Below are 16,703 nucleotides of genomic sequence, written 5' to 3'. Positions count from 1 at the left end.
AACGATGTCAGGGGAACAACCCAGGGGCGAACGCTCCGGCCGGGAAGCTGCCCCCCGGGAAGCCGCCGAGGCCGCCGACACCGAGGCCGCCCAGGCCGGGGTAGCCGCCGAGGCCGCCGACACCGAGGCCGCCCAGGCCGGGGTAGCCGCCGAGGCCGCCGACACCGAGGCCGCCCAGGCCGGGGTAGCCGCCGAGGCCGCCGATACCGAGGCCGCCCAGGCCGCCGAGGCCGCCCATGCCGCCGAGGCCGGGCGCCCCCCACCCGAAGCCGCCCCCCGGGATGCCGCCCCCGTAGGGATACCCGCCGAGGCCGCCGCCGAACGGCGACCCGCCGAACGGCGAGCCCACCTGCCCGACAGGACCCTGGATCGGCGCGCCGGGCAGCGTCTGACCGATGGGCGCGCCCTTGTCGACGGGCGGCGGGCCCTGGAGCGGCCCGCCCTTGCCGATGGGCGGCGCGCCGAGGCCCGGGACGAGCGGCCCGCCCTTGCCGATCGGGGCCTGGCCGATTGGGCCCTTGCCCGGGATCAGGCCGCCGCCCCGCGTCTCCTCCTGGTCTTCCCCCTCGAGCGCCTGAACGCTCGACGCCACGTCGACGTCGGCCTGCTCCAAGTCGGCCTCTCCCGGCGCCACCGCGTCGACCGCGCACCCGGTCATGAACGCAGAAAAGAGCATCGCCGCTTGCGCCATCTTCATATCGATCGAGCTAACCATCCGTCCTCCTTCCATGCCCCGCGAAGGCCGTCGGGCCCGCGGTGTCATGTCGAGCGGCGTGGAGAGCAGGCTGCGTGCCCGAGAGCGCGTGTGCAGAGCGTGCCGCGTCGGCGCGCTGTCGCTGCGGGCGCGCGGCGGGTGAAAGTGCATTGTCTGAATCCGCGCCGGAGGAGAGTTCTGCCCCGTTTCATCGCGCCCGAGCGCCGCCGCGCCGGCGCGTTTCGACAGCGCCTCGGAGCGCCGATGTGGGATGCTCCCGGGCGCTGGAGAAAGGCAAATGTCGACGCGCGCGCGCGGCCGGACGGCGCGAGAGCGGCCCGACTTGCTGCTTTATCGGGCCCTCGCAAACCGCATTTCCGAAGACCTGGTCGATCTCTGCAATCGAGGGCCGCGGCGACTCGACATCAGCGCTCGGCGGCGCCGACGTCCGCGCGCCCGCGCACACGATCGCGCGCGCTGGTCACGCCATGCGCAGCCCACTTCAGCCGATAAGGTCCCCGCGCGTCGCTCCTCGTGCGGCAGCCTCGGCGGCGGCGCGCGCCGCGCCCGCGTCGTCCGGAACAACGGCGCCCCCGCGGTCGTCGCCGGCGGAAGGTCGTTCGCGGGGCAGCGGCAGCGGCTCTCCGCGGGCGTGTGCGCCCCGCGCGGCGCAGACGTCCGCGGCGGCGCAGGGAAAGTCGGCGCGATCGCGACTCCTTCGCCTGGCAGGAGCCTGTCTCCTGTTGTAAGAATCATTACGCCAAAGGGCTCGCGCGGCGCCGCTCAGGCGCTGTCCTCGTCACCTCGCCGCGGGCTCGACGACGATCTCAGGTGCTCGAAGCGCCGGTTCATGCAGGACATGCGCGCTCCTCGCGCTGCTGCGGGCGCGCCGGGGCGCCGCTCGCCCGGGGGGCGGCGGCCCGCGACGCGCGATCCGGGGCAGCGCGCTCGGGGCAGCGCGCTTTCTGAGGAGGGGAATCGCATGCGCCGCTCTGCGACGCGCCCGGGTTCACCGTGGCTGGCCGTCTGCATTGCTGTCCTGTCGCTGCTCGCGCTGCTCGCCGCGGCGTGCAGCGATCCGTCTCTCGACTCCGAGGCGCCGCTCGAAGGCGAGGTCGTCGTCCCCGTGCGTTGCGCGCGCGGGCACGTCCTGGGTCCCGGCGGCGCGTGCATGCCGGTGGGCATCCAGGGGTGCGCCGAGCTGTTCGTGGAGGACGACGGCCTCTGCCGCCCCTCGATGGAGAAATGCCCCGCGGGGACGATCCCGAAGTTCGATGAGGGCTGTGTTTCCGTCGGCATCCCGCGCTGCGCCAAGGAGCTCGAGGGGGACGACGGGCTCTGCAGGCCGACCATGGCGAAGTGCCCGACTGGCACGTTCGCCACGCCGGAAGCGGGGTGCGTGCCCGTCGACGGCCCCGAAGGCTGCGGGCCCGGGCGGTGGGGGAGCGTCCCCCGCGGGCCCGGGACCCTCCACGTCGATCCGAGCTACGCCGGCGCGGACGGCGACGGCTCCGAGGCGAGGCCCGTCACGACGCTGGCGGCGGCGCTGGAGCTCGCCGCCGAGGGCGGGACGATCGCGCTCGCGGAGGGCACCTACGACGAGCCGCTCGTCGTGACGAGGCCGCTCGCGATCGTCGGCGCGTGCGCCTCGCGCGTGAAGCTCCGCGGGGTGACCTCGCTGAGCGACCCTCCCGCGACCGTGGCCGTGCTCCGGGCGGGGGAGGTGACATTGCGGGGCGTCGAGATCGGCGGGGACGGCGCCGGCGTGGTGGCGACGGACGGGAGCGCCGTGGCGCTCGAGCGCGTCCACATCAAGGGCGCGGCCCACGTCGGCGTCCTGGCGGGCCGTGGCGCGCGCATCTCGGTGGCGCAGAGCTGGATCGAGGGGACGCGCTCCGGAGCCGCGGGCGACGGCGCGGGCGCCCTCGCGAGCGGCGGCGTGCTGTCCGTGAAGGAGAGCGCCGTCACGGGCAACCACGGCGCGGGCGTGGCGGCGCACCAGGCGGGCGCCACGGCGGTCGTCGTCGGCAGCCTCGTCGAGGGGACGCTGCCGTCGGAGCTCCACCGGGACGGCCAGGGGATCGTCGTCCGCGACGGCGCCGAGGCGTCGATCGAGGCCTCGGCCATCGTGGGAAACCGGTTGTCCGGGGTCTTCACCATGACCGGCGCCTCGGCGACCCTCTCCGGCGTGCTCGTCGAGGGGACGATCCCCGGGCTCCACGATCTGAGCTTCGGCATCGGCGTCCACGCGTCGGCGGGGTCGCGCGTCGCCATCGACGCGAGCGCCATCGTCGGCAACGCGGCGATCGGCGTCGCCGTGATCGGCGAGGGCGCCGCGGCGACGGTGGGGCGGAGCCTTGTCCAGGGCACGGTGGCGGCCGAGCCGGAGTCGCTGGTCGGCGGCTTCGGCGTGGCCGTCGCCCGCGGCGCGGCGATGCGCCTCCACGACAGCGCGATCTTCCGGAACCGCGCGACCGGCGTCCACGTGGGCGATCTGTCCGCCGAGCTGATCGCCGAGCGCAACCTCATCGAGGGCACCCTCGCCGAGGGGGGCTGGGGCCACGGCGCCGGGGTGATCGTGCTGGAGGGCCGCGTGACGCTCACGTCCAACGCCGTTCGCGGCAACGAGGGGACCGGCGTGTCGATCGGGTATACAGGGTCCGAGGCGACCGTGACAGGCAACCTCGTCGACGGGCACGTCGCGCCGGACCGCGGCGCGCCGGTGGGGCGGGGGATCGTCGTCTACCGCGGCGCGAACGCGGTGCTCGCGGGCAACGTGGTCAGCGGCAACCGCTCCGTCGGCGTCCTCGTCGGCTCGGAGATCCCGGGCGGCAAGGTCGAGATGACGGGGGACCTCATCCAGGACACGTTCGGCGATCGCGGCGGCGCGGGCGACGACGCGTCCGGCATCGGCGTCGCGGCCGCGCGCTACGAGCTCCGGCTCGACTCGGCCATCATCCGCGCGAGCCGCACGGCCGGTGTGGCGCTGTTCGGCGCCGACGCCGACATCTCCCGCGCGATCGTCGACGGGGTGACGGGCGACGGCCGCGCCGGGGACGGCGCGAGCGACGGCGATCTCGTGGCCGACGGCGTCCTGGCGCTCGACGGAGCCACGGCCACCGTCGCCGACGTCCGCGTCGCCGGCTGCGCGCGGGCCGGCATCCTGTTCGACCGGAGCTCGGGTCACCTCTCCAGGGTCCACGTCTCGGACAACCTCCTGGGGCTCGTCGTGCAGGGAGCGCCCGCGCTCGATCCCGGCAAGGAGAGCGTGTTGGCCGACAACGGCGCGGCGGACGAGCTCTTCGGCTCCGCGCTCCAGGTGCCCGCGTCCGCTCCGCCGCTGTGGTGACGCGCGAGCTCGCCTGCCCGCTGCCTTGTCCCCGCGCGAAACATTGCAGACATCGAATGGAATCTCTCCGGATACGTGGTATTCGATCTGGACGGCGGCGGATGGCGTCGGACGGCGGCGGACGAGGGAGCGCTGACCCCGCGCACCCAGGCGCCAAGTCGCCAGCCTGCGATTCGAGCTGGAGCCTACCGGCCCATCGCGCCGCGCCTCCCGGACACGATCGGCGCACACCGGCACGGGTCGTGTCCAGGTCTCTCCCGGCGAGAGGGGCCGTGTACAACCGTCGGCGCGAAGGTTGAAATTTCTGGTCTTGTCACCGCGCGCGGGTCTCTGTATAGACGTCCCCCGGCCGGGCTTGAAACGCCGCGTCACAGCGGCGCTCTGCTTTCTTACGATGGCCGAAGAAAATAACAGTGTCAGTGTTGAGCACGCCGTCCCATCGATGACGCGTGATGACAACGTGAGATCAGCGTGCCGCGATCACGCATGACGCGGCACGACATCACTGCTGATACGTGCCTGAAAGGGCAGCGTAAGAACTTGACAGCGACCTCGAATCCCCGTTGACACTGATGTGCGAAGACGGCTACAGTGCCAACGTCTGGATGCCGATATGGTGCGCCGCGTTGCGCGCGTCGTGCTCCGACAGGCCGCTCTATCGCGTGGCGGCTCCCGGGAAGACCAATGAAGTGGGATAGGGACGGTGGGCGCTCGGGTGTGCCCACGAGGGCCCCGCGAGGAGCATTCGCATGAGGAATCGGTTCTTGCCCCGTCGGACGTTCGTTCTGTCGGCGCTGCTTCTTTCGGCCGGTGTCACATCGGGTTGCAGCAAATCCGATGTGAAGCCGGATCCCTCGAAGGGCACGGGCACCGCTCCGGGCGCGCAGGGCGCGAGCAAGGCCGTCAACGCGGACACGTTCCTCACCGTCTCGATCGAGCAGCAAGCCTCCTGGGTGCGCAACTTCAATCCGCTGCTCGCGCCAGGCAATGTTCGCTGGCCAACCGTCGCTGGCATTTACGAGCCGCTCCTCGTTTACAACACGATGAAGGGCGAGTTCACCCCGTGGCTCGCGTCGAAGTACGAGTGGAGCAACGGGAACAAGACGCTCACCTTCACGACGCGCCCTGGCGTCAAGTGGTCCGACGGCCAGCCCTTCACGGCGAAGGACGTGGCCTTCACCTTCGGTCTCCTCAAGAAGCACGCCGCCCTCGATCTCCAGGGCGTCTGGAAGTGGCTGACCGCGGTTGAGGCCAAGAGCGACTCCACGGTCGAGTTCTCGCTCACGCGCCCCTATGTTCCCGGGCTCACGTTCCTCGGGCACCAGCCGATCGTGCCGGAGCACAAGTGGAAGGACGTGACGGATCCGGTCACGTACACGAACGAGAACCCGGTCGCGACGGGGCCGTTCACCGAGGTGAAGACGTTCCAGAACCAGATCTACGAGCTCGGCCGGAACCCGAACTACTGGCAGCAGGGCAAGCCCGCGATCAAGGGGCTCCGCTTCCCGGCCTACCCGGGCAACGACCAGGCGAACCTGGCGCTCCTGAACGGCGAGGTCGACTGGGCCGGCAACTTCGTCCCGGAGATCGAGAAGGTCTACGTCGGCAAGGACCCTCAGAATCACCACTACTGGTTCCCGCTCGTCGGCAGCACCGTGTTCGTCTACACGAACACGACGAAGAAGCCGCTCGACGACGTGCGGTTGCGCAAGGCGCTCAGCATGGCGCTCGATCGCGAGCAGATCGTCAAGGTCGCGATGAACAACTACACGCGGCCGGCGGACGCGACGGCGCTCAGCGACGCGCACGAGCGCTGGCGCAGCCAGAAGGTCGTCGAGAGCGGCGACTGGGTGAAGTTCAACGTGGCCAAGGCGAACCAGCTCCTCGACGAGGCCGGCTACGCCAAGGGCCCGGACGGCATCCGCGTGAAGGACGGCAAGCCGCTGCGCTTCGACATCAACGTCGTCACGGGCTGGTCCGACTGGGTGCGCGCGGCGCAGATCGTCACGCAGCAGGTGAAGAACATCGGCGTCGAGGCCACGCTGAAGACGTACGACTTCAGCGCGTTCTTCGAGGCGCTCCAGAAGGGCACCTTTGACCTGTCGATGGGCTGGTCGAACGAGGAGCCGACGCCGTACAACTTCTACCGCGACCTCGTCGGCACCGCGACCGTGAAGCCGGTCGGCGAGTCGTCGGCGCGCAACTGGCACCGCTTCGGCGCGAAGCAGGCCGACAGCCTCTTCGAGGCGTTCGAGGCCGCGACGGATCAGGCGGAGCAGAAGAAGCTCCTCGAGCAGCTCCAGGAGATCTTCTCCGAGACGGCGCCCTCGATCCCGCTGTTCCCCGGGCCGTCGTGGGGCGAGTACAACACCCGCCGCTTCACGGGGTTCCCCAGCAAGGAGAACCCGTACGCGAAGCTGTCGCCGAACAACCCGCCCGAGTACCTGCTCGTCCTCACCGAGCTCAAGCCGAAGTGATGTTGGGCGTGACCTGATCCGAAGAGCAGGTTAGAAGAGAGAGCTTCTGTGCGTTACCTCCTTCGACAGCTAGGCTTGTACTTCATCGCAGCGTGGGCGTCGCTCACCCTGAACTTCATCATCCCGCGGCTCATGCCGGGCGATCCCGCCTCGGCGATGTTCGCGCGCTTCCGCGGCCAGCTCCAGCCGGAGGCGATCGAGGCGCTGCGGAAGGCGTTCGGGTTCACGGGTGAGCCGCTCCCCAAGCAGTACGTCACCTACCTCAGCCACACGCTGACGGGCGATCTCGGCACGTCGGTCGCTCACTTCCCCGCGAAGGTGACCGACGTGATCGCGACCGGGCTCGGCTGGACGCTGCTCCTGTCGGGCGGCGCCGTGATCGTCAGCTTCGGGCTGGGCACGCTGCTCGGGATCATCGCGACGTGGAAGCGCGGCGGCTGGCTCGACTCGGCCATGCCGCCCGTCCTGATGTTCCTCGGCGCGTTCCCGTACTTCTGGCTCGCGATGGTGTCGCTCTACATCCTCGGGTTCGTGCTCGGGCTCTTCCCGCTGCGCCACGCCTACAGCGACACGCTGTCGCCCGAATGGAGCCTCGAGTTCATCGGAAGCGTGCTGTCGCACATGATCCTGCCCGCCCTGTCGATCGTCATCGCGACGATCGGGGGCTGGATGCTCGGCATGCGCAGCGCGATGGTCACCGTGCTCTCCGAGGAGTACATCACGATGGCCCAGGCCAAGGGGCTCTCCCAGTGGCGGGTCATGTTCACCTACGCCGCGCGGAACGCGCTCCTGCCCAACGTCACCGGCTTCGGCATGGCGCTCGGCTTCGTGCTCGCCGGGTCGCTGCTCACCGAGATCGTCTTCTCGTATCCGGGTCAGGGCTACCTGCTCATCCAGGCCGTTCGTAACCAGGACTACCCGCTCATGCAGGGGATCTTCCTTACCATCACGCTGGCCGTGCTGGGCGCGAACTTCCTGGTCGACGTCATCTACGTGTTTCTTGATCCCCGCGCCCGCGGGCGCTGAGGGCTGGGTCCAGGAGAAGCGATGGCTGCGCAACAAGGCAACAGCGGGGGCAAGGCCACCCGTGAGGCGGGGTGGATCCGCCGGCTCCTCTCGAACCGCAAGGCGATGGCCGGTTCGATCATCTTGCTCTTCTTCGTGCTGCTCGCGCTGCTCGGCCCGGTGTTCGTACGCCAGGACCCGCACGCGTTCGTGGGGATGCCGCACGAGGCGCCCACCGGCGAGCACCTGTTCGGCACGACGGGCCAGGGGCAGGACGTGCTCGCGCAGACGATCGTCGGCGCGCGGACGTCGCTGGCCGTCGGCTTCGCCACCGGCTTGGCCGTCATGGCGATCGGCGCGGCGATCGGCATGGTCGGCGGCTACTTCGGCGGCTGGATCGACAACGTCCTCTCGCTGCTCACGAACGTCTTCCTGATCATCCCCGGCCTGCCGATGGCCGTCGTCATCGCGGCCTACCTGCCGGCGGGCCCGATGACGATCCTGTTCGTCCTCGTGCTCACGGGGTGGGCGTGGAACGCGCGCGTGCTTCGATCGCAGGTGCTCGCGCTGCGCGACAAGGACTTCGTCTCGGCGTCGCTCGTGAGCGGCGAGGGGAGCGCGCGCATCATCTTCCGCGAGATCCTGCCGAACATGACGTCGCTGCTCATGTCCGGCTTCATCAACGCGACGATCTACGCGATCGGCGCGCAGGTCGGCCTGGAGTTCCTCGGCCTCGGCGACCTGAGCGCCGTGACCTGGGGGACGAACCTCTACTGGGCGAGCAACAACGCCGCGCTCCTCACGGGCGCCTGGTGGACCATCGTGCCCACCGGCGTGTGCGTCGCGCTCGTCGGGTTCGCGCTCACCCTGATCAACTACGCGATCGACGAGATCTCGAATCCGCGGCTCCGCGCGGAGGGGGCCTGGTCGCGCGTGCTCAAGAGCCGCAAGGTTGTGGCTGGTTCGTCAACGCCGGTAGTGAGGGCCCATGGCGCCTAGTCCGCTTCTCTCAGTTCAGGACCTGCGGGTCGAGTTCATCACCCCGACCGGTCCGGTGTGCGCGGTCGACAACGTCTCCTTCGACATCGCCCCGGGGGAGGTGCTCGGCCTCGCGGGCGAGTCGGGGAGCGGCAAGTCCACGGTGGCGATGGCCATCATGCGGCTGCTGCGCCCGCCGGCGATCATCACGGGCGGCCGCGTGCTGTTCGCCGGGCAGGACGTCCTGTCGATGAACGAGGAGCAGCTGCGCGCGTTCCGCTGGCGGAAGATGGCGCTCGTGTTCCAGAGCGCGATGACCGCGCTCAACCCGGTGCTGACCATCGGCGAGCAGATCGCCGACCCGATCATCGCGCACGACGGGGTGACGAAGGCGCAGGCGATGGAGCGCGCGGCCGCGCTGCTCAAGCTCGTGAACATCGACAGCTCGCGCCTGAGCAGCTACCCGCACCAGCTCTCGGGCGGCATGCGCCAGCGCGTGGTGATCGCGATCGCCATGGCGCTCAAGCCGCCGTTCCTCATCATGGACGAGCCCACGACGGCGCTCGACGTCGTCGTGCAGAAGGAGATCCTGCAGCAGATCGCCGATCTGAAGGATCGCCTCGGGTTCTCGATCCTCTTCATCACGCACGACCTCTCGCTCATCGCCGAGTTCTCCACGCGCATCGCCATCCTCTACGCGGGCAAGCTCGCGGAGACCGCCCGCGCCAAGGACCTGTTCAGCGATCCGAAGCACCCGTACACGCAGGGGCTCCTCGGCTCGTTCCCCTCGGTCCGGGGGCCCCGCCGCAGGCTGCAGGGCATCCCGGGCTCGCCGCCCGACATGCGCAACCCGCCGCCCGGCTGCCGCTTCCACCCCCGGTGCCCCCAGGCGTTCGCGACGTGTCAACACGAGCTGCCGCTCCTCCGTGAAATCGCGCCCGAGCACCGCGGCGCTTGCCACCTCTACTGACCATGACGATGACGAACCCTTACGCATCACCTGTCCTCGACGTGGTGCGCCTCGGCAAGTACTTCCTCGTCGGCGGCGGGCTCCGCGGGCAGCAGCTCCGGGCGCTGCACGACGCATCGTTCAAGCTCGCGGAGCGCGAGGTCATCGCGCTGGTCGGTGAGTCGGGCAGCGGAAAGAGCACGATCGCCCGGCTCATCGCGCGGCTGATGCCGCCGACCAGCGGGCAGATCCTGTTCAAGGGTCGCGACGTGCTGAAGGAGGAGCCGAACCGGGCCTCGCTCGCGTACCGCGGGCAGGTGCAGATGATCTTCCAGGACCCCTTCGGCTCGCTGAACCCGGTGCACACGATCGGCTACCACCTGGAGCGGCCGCTGCTGCTCCACAACAAGGCGCCGACGCCCGCGATCCTCAAGGAGAAGGTTCACGAGCTGCTCAAGACGGTCGATCTCAACCCGCCGGCGGAGGTCGCGGCCAAGTTCCCGTACCAGCTCTCGGGCGGCCAGCGGCAGCGCGTCGCGATCGCCCGCGCCCTCGCGGTGGATCCGACCGTCATCCTCGCGGACGAGCCGATCTCGATGCTGGACGTCTCGATCCGCATGGGCGTCCTGAACCTGATGGAGCGCCTCAAGGAGGAGCGCGGCATCTCGTACCTCTACATCACGCACGACATCGCGAGCGCGCGCTACGTCGCGGATCGCACGATGGTGATGTACGCGGGCCACATCGTGGAGGGCGCGCCCAGCGAGGAGCTGATGCAGCAGCCGGCGCACCCGTACACGAAGCTGCTGCTCTCCGCGGTGCCCGACCCGAACGGCTCGATCCGGAGCGAGCTCCCGGCCCGCTCCGGCGCGCCGAAGCTCATCAACCCGCCGCCGGGGTGCCCGTTCGCCGACCGCTGCCCGAGCGTGATGAACACGTGCCGCGAGCAGATGCCCGGCGCCGTCGACGTCGGCGCGGGGCACTGGGTCCGCTGCCACCTCTACGCGCCCGGCATGGCCGCGGCGGCCGCGCCCTTCCAGGCCACGGTGCCTGCCCCCGTCGGGACGATGCCCGTCTGAGGAGAACCACGAATTCACATGCCGTCTCTGAGATTTCCCGACAAGTTCGTTTGGGGCGTCGCGACGTCCTCCTATCAGATCGAAGGTGCCACGAGCGAGGATGGCCGGAGCGAGTCCATCTGGGACCGCTTCGCGAAGACGCCCGGCCAGATCACGGACGGGACCAACGGCGACATCGCCTGCGACCACTACCACCGGTGGCCTGAAGACATCGCGCTGATGAAGAGCCTGGGCATGATGGCCTACAGGTTCTCGATCGCGTGGCCGCGCGTCCTCCCGAACGGCCGGGGCGCGGTGAACCAGAAGGGGCTCGACTTCTACAGCCGGCTCGTGGACGGCCTGCTCGAGGCCGGGATCGAGCCGTACGCGACGCTCTTCCACTGGGATCTGCCCCAGGTGCTCCAGGACGAGGTCGGGGGCTGGCAGCACCGCTCCACGGCGGACGCGTTCGTGGAGTTCACCGACGCGGTGACCCGGAAGCTCGGTGATCGCGTGAAGAAGTGGATCACCCACAACGAGCCGTGGTGCACGGCGTTCCTCAGCTACGAGAAGGGGATCCACGCGCCGGGCATGCGCGATTTCGGCAAGGCGCTGGCGGTGAGCCATCACCTGCTGCTGTCGCACGGCCTCGCGGTGCCCGTGATCCGCGGCAACTGCCCCGGCTCCGAGGTGGGCATCACGCTGAACTCGAACTACGCGATGCCCGCGTCGCCGAGCGCCGCGGACTACGACGCGGCCCGCCACTACGACGGGTATTTCACCCGGTGGTTCCTCGACCCGCTGTACGGCCGGCACTACCCGGCGGACATGATCGCGGACTACATCAAGCTCGGCCACCTCCCGCCGGAGGGGCTGACGGTGTGCAAGCCGGGCGATCTCGACATCATCGCGACCCACTGCGACTTCATCGGCCTCAACTACTATTCCCGGGCGGTCCTGCGGAGCACCAAGGTGCCGGAGGAGCAGAACCTGCCGCGGACGGAGCACGTGGCGCCCGCCTCGGAGAAGACCGAGATGGACTGGGAGGTGTACCCGGAAGGCCTGCGGCGGCTGCTCCTGCGGCTCCACGTGGAGTACGGGGTGCCGAAGATCTACGTGACGGAGAACGGCGCCGCCTACTCGGAGGGCCCGGACAAGGACGGCCGCATCCGGGACGAGCGCCGGCTCAGGTTCCTGCGCGACCACTTCATCGCCGCGCGGCGCGCGATCGACGCGGGCGTGCCGCTCGCCGGGTACTTCGTCTGGTCGCTGATGGACAACTACGAGTGGGATCGCGGCTACGAGCAGCGGTTCGGCATCGTGTGGGTGGACTACGAGACCCAGCGGCGCACCCCGAAGGACAGCGCGCTCTGGTACAAGGGCGTCATCGCCGCCAACGCCGTCGACGACGGCACCTCCCAGGCGACCTGACCGGCAGCGCGCCGCAGACACGCGTCACATCGCGGCGCTGCGGCGCACCCCTCCACACCGTCAATTGTGTAGGCCCCGGGAGCTCCCTCTTCCCGCACGTCGGTGGGCCCTCGCCGAGGGCCTGGCAGCTCGGCTGGACCTCCCCCCGGCGCGCCCTCACGTCACGCGGAGCACCTCGTCGAGCGACGTGACGCCCTCCTTCACCTTGGTGAGCCCGGCCTCGCGGAGCGGCACGAGCCCCACCTTGCGCACGGCGTCCCGGTACGCGCGCTTGCCGGCCCGCGCCTTCACGAGCTCCCGCAGATCGTCGTCGAGCTCCAGCATCTCGAAGAGCCCGAGCCGACCCCGGTAGCCGGTCATGTGGCACGTCTGGCAGCCGACGGAGCGCTTCAGCTCGGTGCCCTTCTCGACGAGCACCCGGCCCTCCTCGCCCGTGACGTCGCTCTCGAGCTCGTAGGTCTCCGCGCACTCCGCGCAGAGCTTCCGCACGAGCCGCTGGGCGATCACCGCGAGCAGCGCGTTCGCGACGATCCACGACTCGGCGCCGAGGTCGACGAGGCGCGCGACGGTGTCGACCGCGTCCGAGGTGTGCAGCGTCGACAGCACGAGGTGCCCCGTGAGGCTCGCCTGCAGCGCGATCTGCGCCGTCTCGGGGTCGCGCATCTCGCCGACCATGATCACGTCCGGATCCTGCCGCAGGATCGCGCGCAGCCCCGTCGCGAAGGTGAAGCCCTGCCGCGGGTTCGTCTGCCCCTGCGTGATGTCCCCGAACTCGACCTCGATCGGGTCTTCCAGCGTCACGATGCTCAGCTCGCTGGTCTTCATCACCTTGAGCAGCGAGTAGAGCGTCGAGGTCTTCCCCGACCCGGTCGGCCCGCACACGACGATGAGCCCCGACGGGCGGTCGGCGAGCCGCTCGAGCCGCGGCAGGTCGCCCTCGGACAGCCCGAGCTTCTCGAGCGGGATGAGCTGGTGGCTGAGCAGCACGCGCAGCACGAGCGTCTCGCCGTGGATGGCGGGGAACGTCGAGGCGCGCAGGTGGATGAGCGGGTGGCCGTGCAGCTCCAGGCTGAACTGGCCGTCCTGCGGCAGCCGCCGCTCGGTCATGTCCATCCGCGCCAGCACCTTCACGCGCGAGGTGAGCGACGGCGCGAGCTCGAGGGGGATCTGCCCCTGCGCCACCATCACGCCGTCGACGCGGTACCGGACGCGGATGGTGTCGCGCTTCGGCTCGACGTGGATGTCGCTCGCGCCCATGGAGACCGCGCGGCGGACCAGGTGATCGAGCACCTTGACCGCGTCGAGGTCCTCGGACGGCGACGGGGGACGGCTGAGGCTCACCGCGCGCCTTTCTTGCCGCCCTTGCCGCCGACCTCGACGGTGCGGAGCGAGACCATCTTGAGCTCGTTCGAGGGCGGGAACGTCGCCCACACGCTGACGCCGTAGAGGCCGGGCCGCTTCTGGTCGTCCAGCGGGACCTGGATGTCGAATCGATTGCCGTTCACCTGAAGAGGAATAGGCGTCTTGAAGCCCTTCGGGAAGAACGTCGCGTAGGGGGGCGGGATCGGGTACCCGCCCATCTTGAGCAGCCGCTCCGGCGGGATCGGCTTGCCCGCGTCGACCCGCGAGATCCCGACGCCCGCGATCTTCGCCGGCGCCCTGAGCTCGCCGCCCACCCGGACCTCCTCGCCGACCTGCGCCCGCCGGGGGAGCGGCTGGTACGTCCCGTAGTCGTCGACGAACTCCTGCGCCATGCAGGCGATGTCGAACCCCTTCGCCTTGGCCAGGCCGACCCCGAGCGAGGTGTGCGACGCGGTGAGCACGTTGCGCCGGTGCCCGTCGGCCGGCGGCTTCTCGTTCATGAAGGCGCTGTGCACCCGCTCGAGGCTCTCGGCGGAGAAGCGCGGATCCGGGTCGAGCTCGCGCGCGGTCGCGTCGGCGAAGCAGCCGGCGTTCTCCATCACGAACCCGCCGCCGCCCGCCTCTGTATAGCGCTGCTCCGGGACCGAGCCGTCGCTGCCCCAGTGGCCGGTGAAGCCGCCGCGCACCATGTCGTCGGCGTGCCGCCGCCCCGCGCGCGCCGCGGTCTCGTCCCACGTCACCGGCGGCAGCTTGTGCGCCGCCCGGTCGCGGTTCACCAGCGCGAGCACGTACCGCCCCGCCTCCGCGCGGGTCATCCCCTTGCCCGGCGCGACAGGCGCCGCGGCGGCCTGCGCGTCGCCGCGCGCCTCGCCCGCGTCGCCGCGCGCCTCGCCCTCGTCGCCGTCACGCGCGCGCGCGCCGTCCTCCTCCGCGCCGGCGCCGTCCTCCGCGCCGGCGCCGTCCTCCGCGCCGGCCCCGGGCGGCCCTCCCGCCGGCCCTTTTCCGGCGCCGGCGCCGCATCCGAGCGCGAGGCCGCCCGCGGCGACGAGCCCGAGCCACGGCGCCCCGGGCCAGCGCCTCCGCCGATCGATCACCGCACCCGTGCTCCCTCGTGCCCCTCTCGCCATCGCGCGCATCGTCGCGACGGTAGCGCCTCGATGTCGCGCGCGCACGCCGTCCTCTGCCGCGCCTGCCGCCGTCATGTCGCGCGCGGGCCGTCCTCTACCGCGCCTGCCGCCGTCGCGCGGCGGCGTGCCGCGCGGCGAGGTGGTAAGCGATGCGCCACGTGAGCACGTCATCGTCGTCACAGGGCGCGGTCGCTGCGCACCCGCCCGGGGCCTCCGCCATCGTCCTCGCCGCCGAGCGCGAGGGGCGGGCGGCGCGGCCGACCGCGGGCATCCTCTGGATGATCCTGGCCCAGGCGCTGTTCGCCCTGATGAACGTCCTCTCGCGGCTCTCCTCGGAGCACGCCCCCTGGCCCGAGGTCGCCGCGTCCCGCGCGCTGGTGGGCGCGGCCACCGCGCTCGGCGTCGCGCTCGTCCGCCGCGCGCCGCTCTCCATGGCCCGCAGCGACCGGCGGCTCACGTGGGCGCGCTCGCTCTGCGGCACCGGCGCGATGCTGTGCGTCTTCTACACGCTGGGCGCGCCGCAGATCGCGCTCGGCGACGCGGTGACGCTCGGCGCGACGAGCCCGATCTTCGTCGCGATCCTCGCGCCGCGGATGCTCGGTGAGCGGAGCAGCCCGGGCCTCTGGGTGGCGATCCTGCTCGCCTTCGCGGGCGTGGCGCTGATCGCCGCGCCCAGGCTCGCCATCGCGGGCGAGACGGCGCTCGTCGCGACGCTGGGCGCCGTCTTCTCGGCGTTCGCGATGATGTGGCTGCGCCGGATCGGCGCCGGCGGGACGCGCGCGAGCCCGGAGGCGGTCGCGCTGCACTTCTCGCTCGTGGCGAGCGCCGCGATGATCGCGCTGTCGATCCCTGTCTGGCGCGCGCCCGACGCCCTGGGCGTCGCGCTGCTGATCGCGACGGGCCTCGCCGGGGGCCTCGGTCAGCTCGCGATGACGCGCGCCTACGCGCTCGACAACGCGGCGCGCATCGGCGCGCTCGGTTATGTCGGCGTCGCCCTGTCGCACGTGCTCGCCGCCGCCTGGCTCGGCGAGGTCCCCTCGGCGCGCCAGGTGCTCGGGGCGGCGCTGGTGACGGCGGCCGGCCTCTGGCTCGCCTCTCAGGCGCTGCGCGACGCGCGGCGGCCAGCGCGTCGATCGGCGCGTTGACCGGGTCCACCTCGCATGAGATAGCCGAGCTCCCGCTCAAGGAGGATCCGCATGAAAGCGTTCGCTGTTCAGGGTTCGTTCGGCCTCGACGCGCTCCGCCTGGTCGATCTGCCCGAGCCGAAGCCGGGGCCGGGGCAGGTCGTCCTCAGGATGAAGGCGGCGTCGCTGAACTACCGCGACCTGCTTGTAGTAAAGGGCCTTTACAACCCGAGGTTCCGGCTGCCGCTCGTGCCGTTCTCCGACGGCGTCGGCGAGGTGATCGGCGTGGGGGAGGGGGTGACGCGGGTGAAGGTCGGCGATCGCGTGTGCCCGATCTTTCACCAGCGCTGGATCGACGGGGAGCTCACCGCGGCCAAGGCGAGGGGGGCGCTCGGCGGCGAGCTGCCTGGCGTGCTCTCCGAGCAGGTGCTCGTCAGCGAGGAGGGGGTCGTCGCCGTCCCGGCGCACCTCACGGACGAGGAGGCCGCGTCGCTGCCGTGCGCCGCGGTGACCGCGTGGAACGCGCTGTTCGCGGCGAGCCACCTCAAGGCGGGCGACACCGTGCTCGTGCAGGGCACGGGCGGCGTCTCGATCTTCGCGCTGCAGCTCGCCCGGCTCGCTGGCGCGCGCGTCATCGTCACGTCGAGCAGCGACGAGAAGCTCGAGCGCGCGCGGTCGCTCGGGGCGTCGGAGACCATCAACTACCGCGCGACGCCCGAGTGGGACACGCAGGCGCTCTCGCTCACCGGCGGCGCGGGGGTGGATCACGTCATCGAGGTCGGCGGCGAGGGCACGATCGCCCGCTCGCTCCGCGCCGTGCGCATCGGCGGGCGCGTGAGCCTCATCGGCGTGCTCTCGGGCGGCACGCCGGCGCTGAACATGTTCCCGTTCCTGATGAAGCAGATCACCGCGCAGGGCATCTTCGTGGGCTCGCGGGCGATGTTCCAGGACATGAACCGCGCGATCGCGGCGGGCGGGCTGCGGCCCGCGATCGACCGGGTGTTCCCCTTCGGCGAGGCGCGCCAGGCGCTCGATCACATGGCGAGCGGCGGGCACTTCGGGAAGATCGCGCTCCGGTTCTGACGGACGGACGGACGGGCGCGGATGCGGGCGCGGGCGCGGATGCGGGCGCGGACGCGGGCGCGGGCG

12 protein-coding genes are annotated in these 16,703 nt (G+C 71.2%); 9 read left to right on the top strand and 3 right to left on the bottom strand.

Annotated features, from left to right (window positions below; translation table 11 throughout):
- Window positions 1-7 precede the first annotated feature (7 nt).
- Window positions 8-697, bottom strand: coding sequence for a hypothetical protein (locus WMF24_RS22750; RefSeq protein ID WP_437738533.1), 690 nt, complete (start codon window positions 695-697; stop codon window positions 8-10).
- Window positions 698-1,676: 979 nt separating this feature from the next.
- On the opposite strand from WMF24_RS22750, the gene WMF24_RS22745 reads away from it, so the two are divergent.
- The 7 genes from WMF24_RS22745 (at window position 1,677) to WMF24_RS22715 (ending at window position 11,941) form a co-directional block, all read left to right on the top strand.
- Window positions 1,677-4,043: a right-handed parallel beta-helix repeat-containing protein gene (locus tag WMF24_RS22745; RefSeq protein WP_437738532.1), complete on the top strand. Its 2,367-nt coding sequence runs from the start codon at window positions 1,677-1,679 to the stop codon at window positions 4,041-4,043.
- 749 nt (window positions 4,044-4,792) lie between these two features.
- Complete coding sequence (locus tag WMF24_RS22740) at window positions 4,793-6,520, top strand: ABC transporter substrate-binding protein (protein ID WP_437738531.1); 1,728 nt, start codon at window positions 4,793-4,795, stop codon at window positions 6,518-6,520.
- Between the two features lie 48 nt (window positions 6,521-6,568).
- The gene (locus WMF24_RS22735; protein ID WP_437738530.1) at window positions 6,569-7,546 is read left to right on the top strand and encodes an ABC transporter permease; all 978 of its coding nucleotides are present in this window, start codon (window positions 6,569-6,571) and stop codon (window positions 7,544-7,546) included.
- A gap of 21 nt (window positions 7,547-7,567) precedes the next feature.
- A complete protein-coding gene (locus tag WMF24_RS22730) occupies window positions 7,568-8,524 on the top strand; it encodes an ABC transporter permease (RefSeq protein WP_437738529.1) in 957 nt (318 codons plus the stop codon).
- Window positions 8,514-9,473, top strand: a complete 960-nt coding sequence (locus WMF24_RS22725) for an ABC transporter ATP-binding protein (protein WP_437738528.1) — start codon at window positions 8,514-8,516, stop codon at window positions 9,471-9,473. The genes WMF24_RS22730 and WMF24_RS22725 overlap by 11 nt, the downstream gene beginning before the upstream one ends.
- Window positions 9,474-9,475: 2 nt before the next feature.
- Entirely contained in the window at window positions 9,476-10,531 is a 1,056-nt protein-coding gene (locus WMF24_RS22720) for an ABC transporter ATP-binding protein (RefSeq protein WP_437738527.1), read from the top strand.
- Between the two features lie 18 nt (window positions 10,532-10,549).
- Entirely contained in the window at window positions 10,550-11,941 is a 1,392-nt protein-coding gene (locus WMF24_RS22715) for a GH1 family beta-glucosidase (protein ID WP_437738526.1), read from the top strand.
- Between the two features lie 156 nt (window positions 11,942-12,097).
- Here the strand turns inward: WMF24_RS22715 and WMF24_RS22710 are convergent, their stop codons facing one another.
- Both WMF24_RS22710 and WMF24_RS22705 read right to left on the bottom strand, forming a co-directional pair.
- On the bottom strand, window positions 12,098-13,282 hold the full coding sequence (locus WMF24_RS22710) for a GspE/PulE family protein (protein ID WP_437738525.1): 1,185 nt from the start codon (window positions 13,280-13,282) through the stop codon (window positions 12,098-12,100).
- Window positions 13,279-14,397: a CAP domain-containing protein gene (locus WMF24_RS22705; protein ID WP_437738524.1), complete on the bottom strand. Its 1,119-nt coding sequence runs from the start codon at window positions 14,395-14,397 to the stop codon at window positions 13,279-13,281. Before WMF24_RS22705 ends, WMF24_RS22710 begins: the two co-directional genes overlap by 4 nt.
- Before the next feature lie 182 nt (window positions 14,398-14,579).
- On the opposite strand from WMF24_RS22705, the gene WMF24_RS22700 reads away from it, so the two are divergent.
- Entirely contained in the window at window positions 14,580-15,575 is a 996-nt protein-coding gene (locus WMF24_RS22700; RefSeq protein WP_437738523.1) for a DMT family transporter, read from the top strand.
- Between the two features lie 51 nt (window positions 15,576-15,626).
- The gene (locus tag WMF24_RS22695) at window positions 15,627-16,637 is read left to right on the top strand and encodes a zinc-dependent alcohol dehydrogenase family protein (protein ID WP_437738522.1); all 1,011 of its coding nucleotides are present in this window, start codon (window positions 15,627-15,629) and stop codon (window positions 16,635-16,637) included.
- The last annotated feature ends 66 nt before the right edge of the window (window positions 16,638-16,703 follow it).

The sequence above is a fragment of the Sorangium sp. So ce1335 genome (assembly GCF_051521615.1).
Lineage (GTDB): Bacteria > Myxococcota_A > Polyangia > Polyangiales > Polyangiaceae > Sorangium.
Note: the sequence above shows the minus strand (reverse complement) of the source record. Positions and strands in the feature narration are given on the sequence as shown.

Coding starts and splice junctions, on each gene's coding strand:
- WMF24_RS22750 (WP_437738533.1), bottom strand. CDS start 697: ATGAAGATGGCGCAAGCGGCGATGCTCTTTTCTGCGTTCATGACCGGG.
- WMF24_RS22745 (WP_437738532.1), top strand. CDS start 1,677: ATGCGCCGCTCTGCGACGCGCCCGGGTTCACCGTGGCTGGCCGTCTGC.
- WMF24_RS22740 (WP_437738531.1), top strand. CDS start 4,793: ATGAGGAATCGGTTCTTGCCCCGTCGGACGTTCGTTCTGTCGGCGCTG.
- WMF24_RS22730 (WP_437738529.1), top strand. CDS start 7,568: ATGGCTGCGCAACAAGGCAACAGCGGGGGCAAGGCCACCCGTGAGGCG.
- WMF24_RS22725 (WP_437738528.1), top strand. CDS start 8,514: ATGGCGCCTAGTCCGCTTCTCTCAGTTCAGGACCTGCGGGTCGAGTTC.
- WMF24_RS22720 (WP_437738527.1), top strand. CDS start 9,476: ATGACGATGACGAACCCTTACGCATCACCTGTCCTCGACGTGGTGCGC.
- WMF24_RS22715 (WP_437738526.1), top strand. CDS start 10,550: ATGCCGTCTCTGAGATTTCCCGACAAGTTCGTTTGGGGCGTCGCGACG.
- WMF24_RS22700 (WP_437738523.1), top strand. CDS start 14,580: ATGCGCCACGTGAGCACGTCATCGTCGTCACAGGGCGCGGTCGCTGCG.
- WMF24_RS22695 (WP_437738522.1), top strand. CDS start 15,627: ATGAAAGCGTTCGCTGTTCAGGGTTCGTTCGGCCTCGACGCGCTCCGC.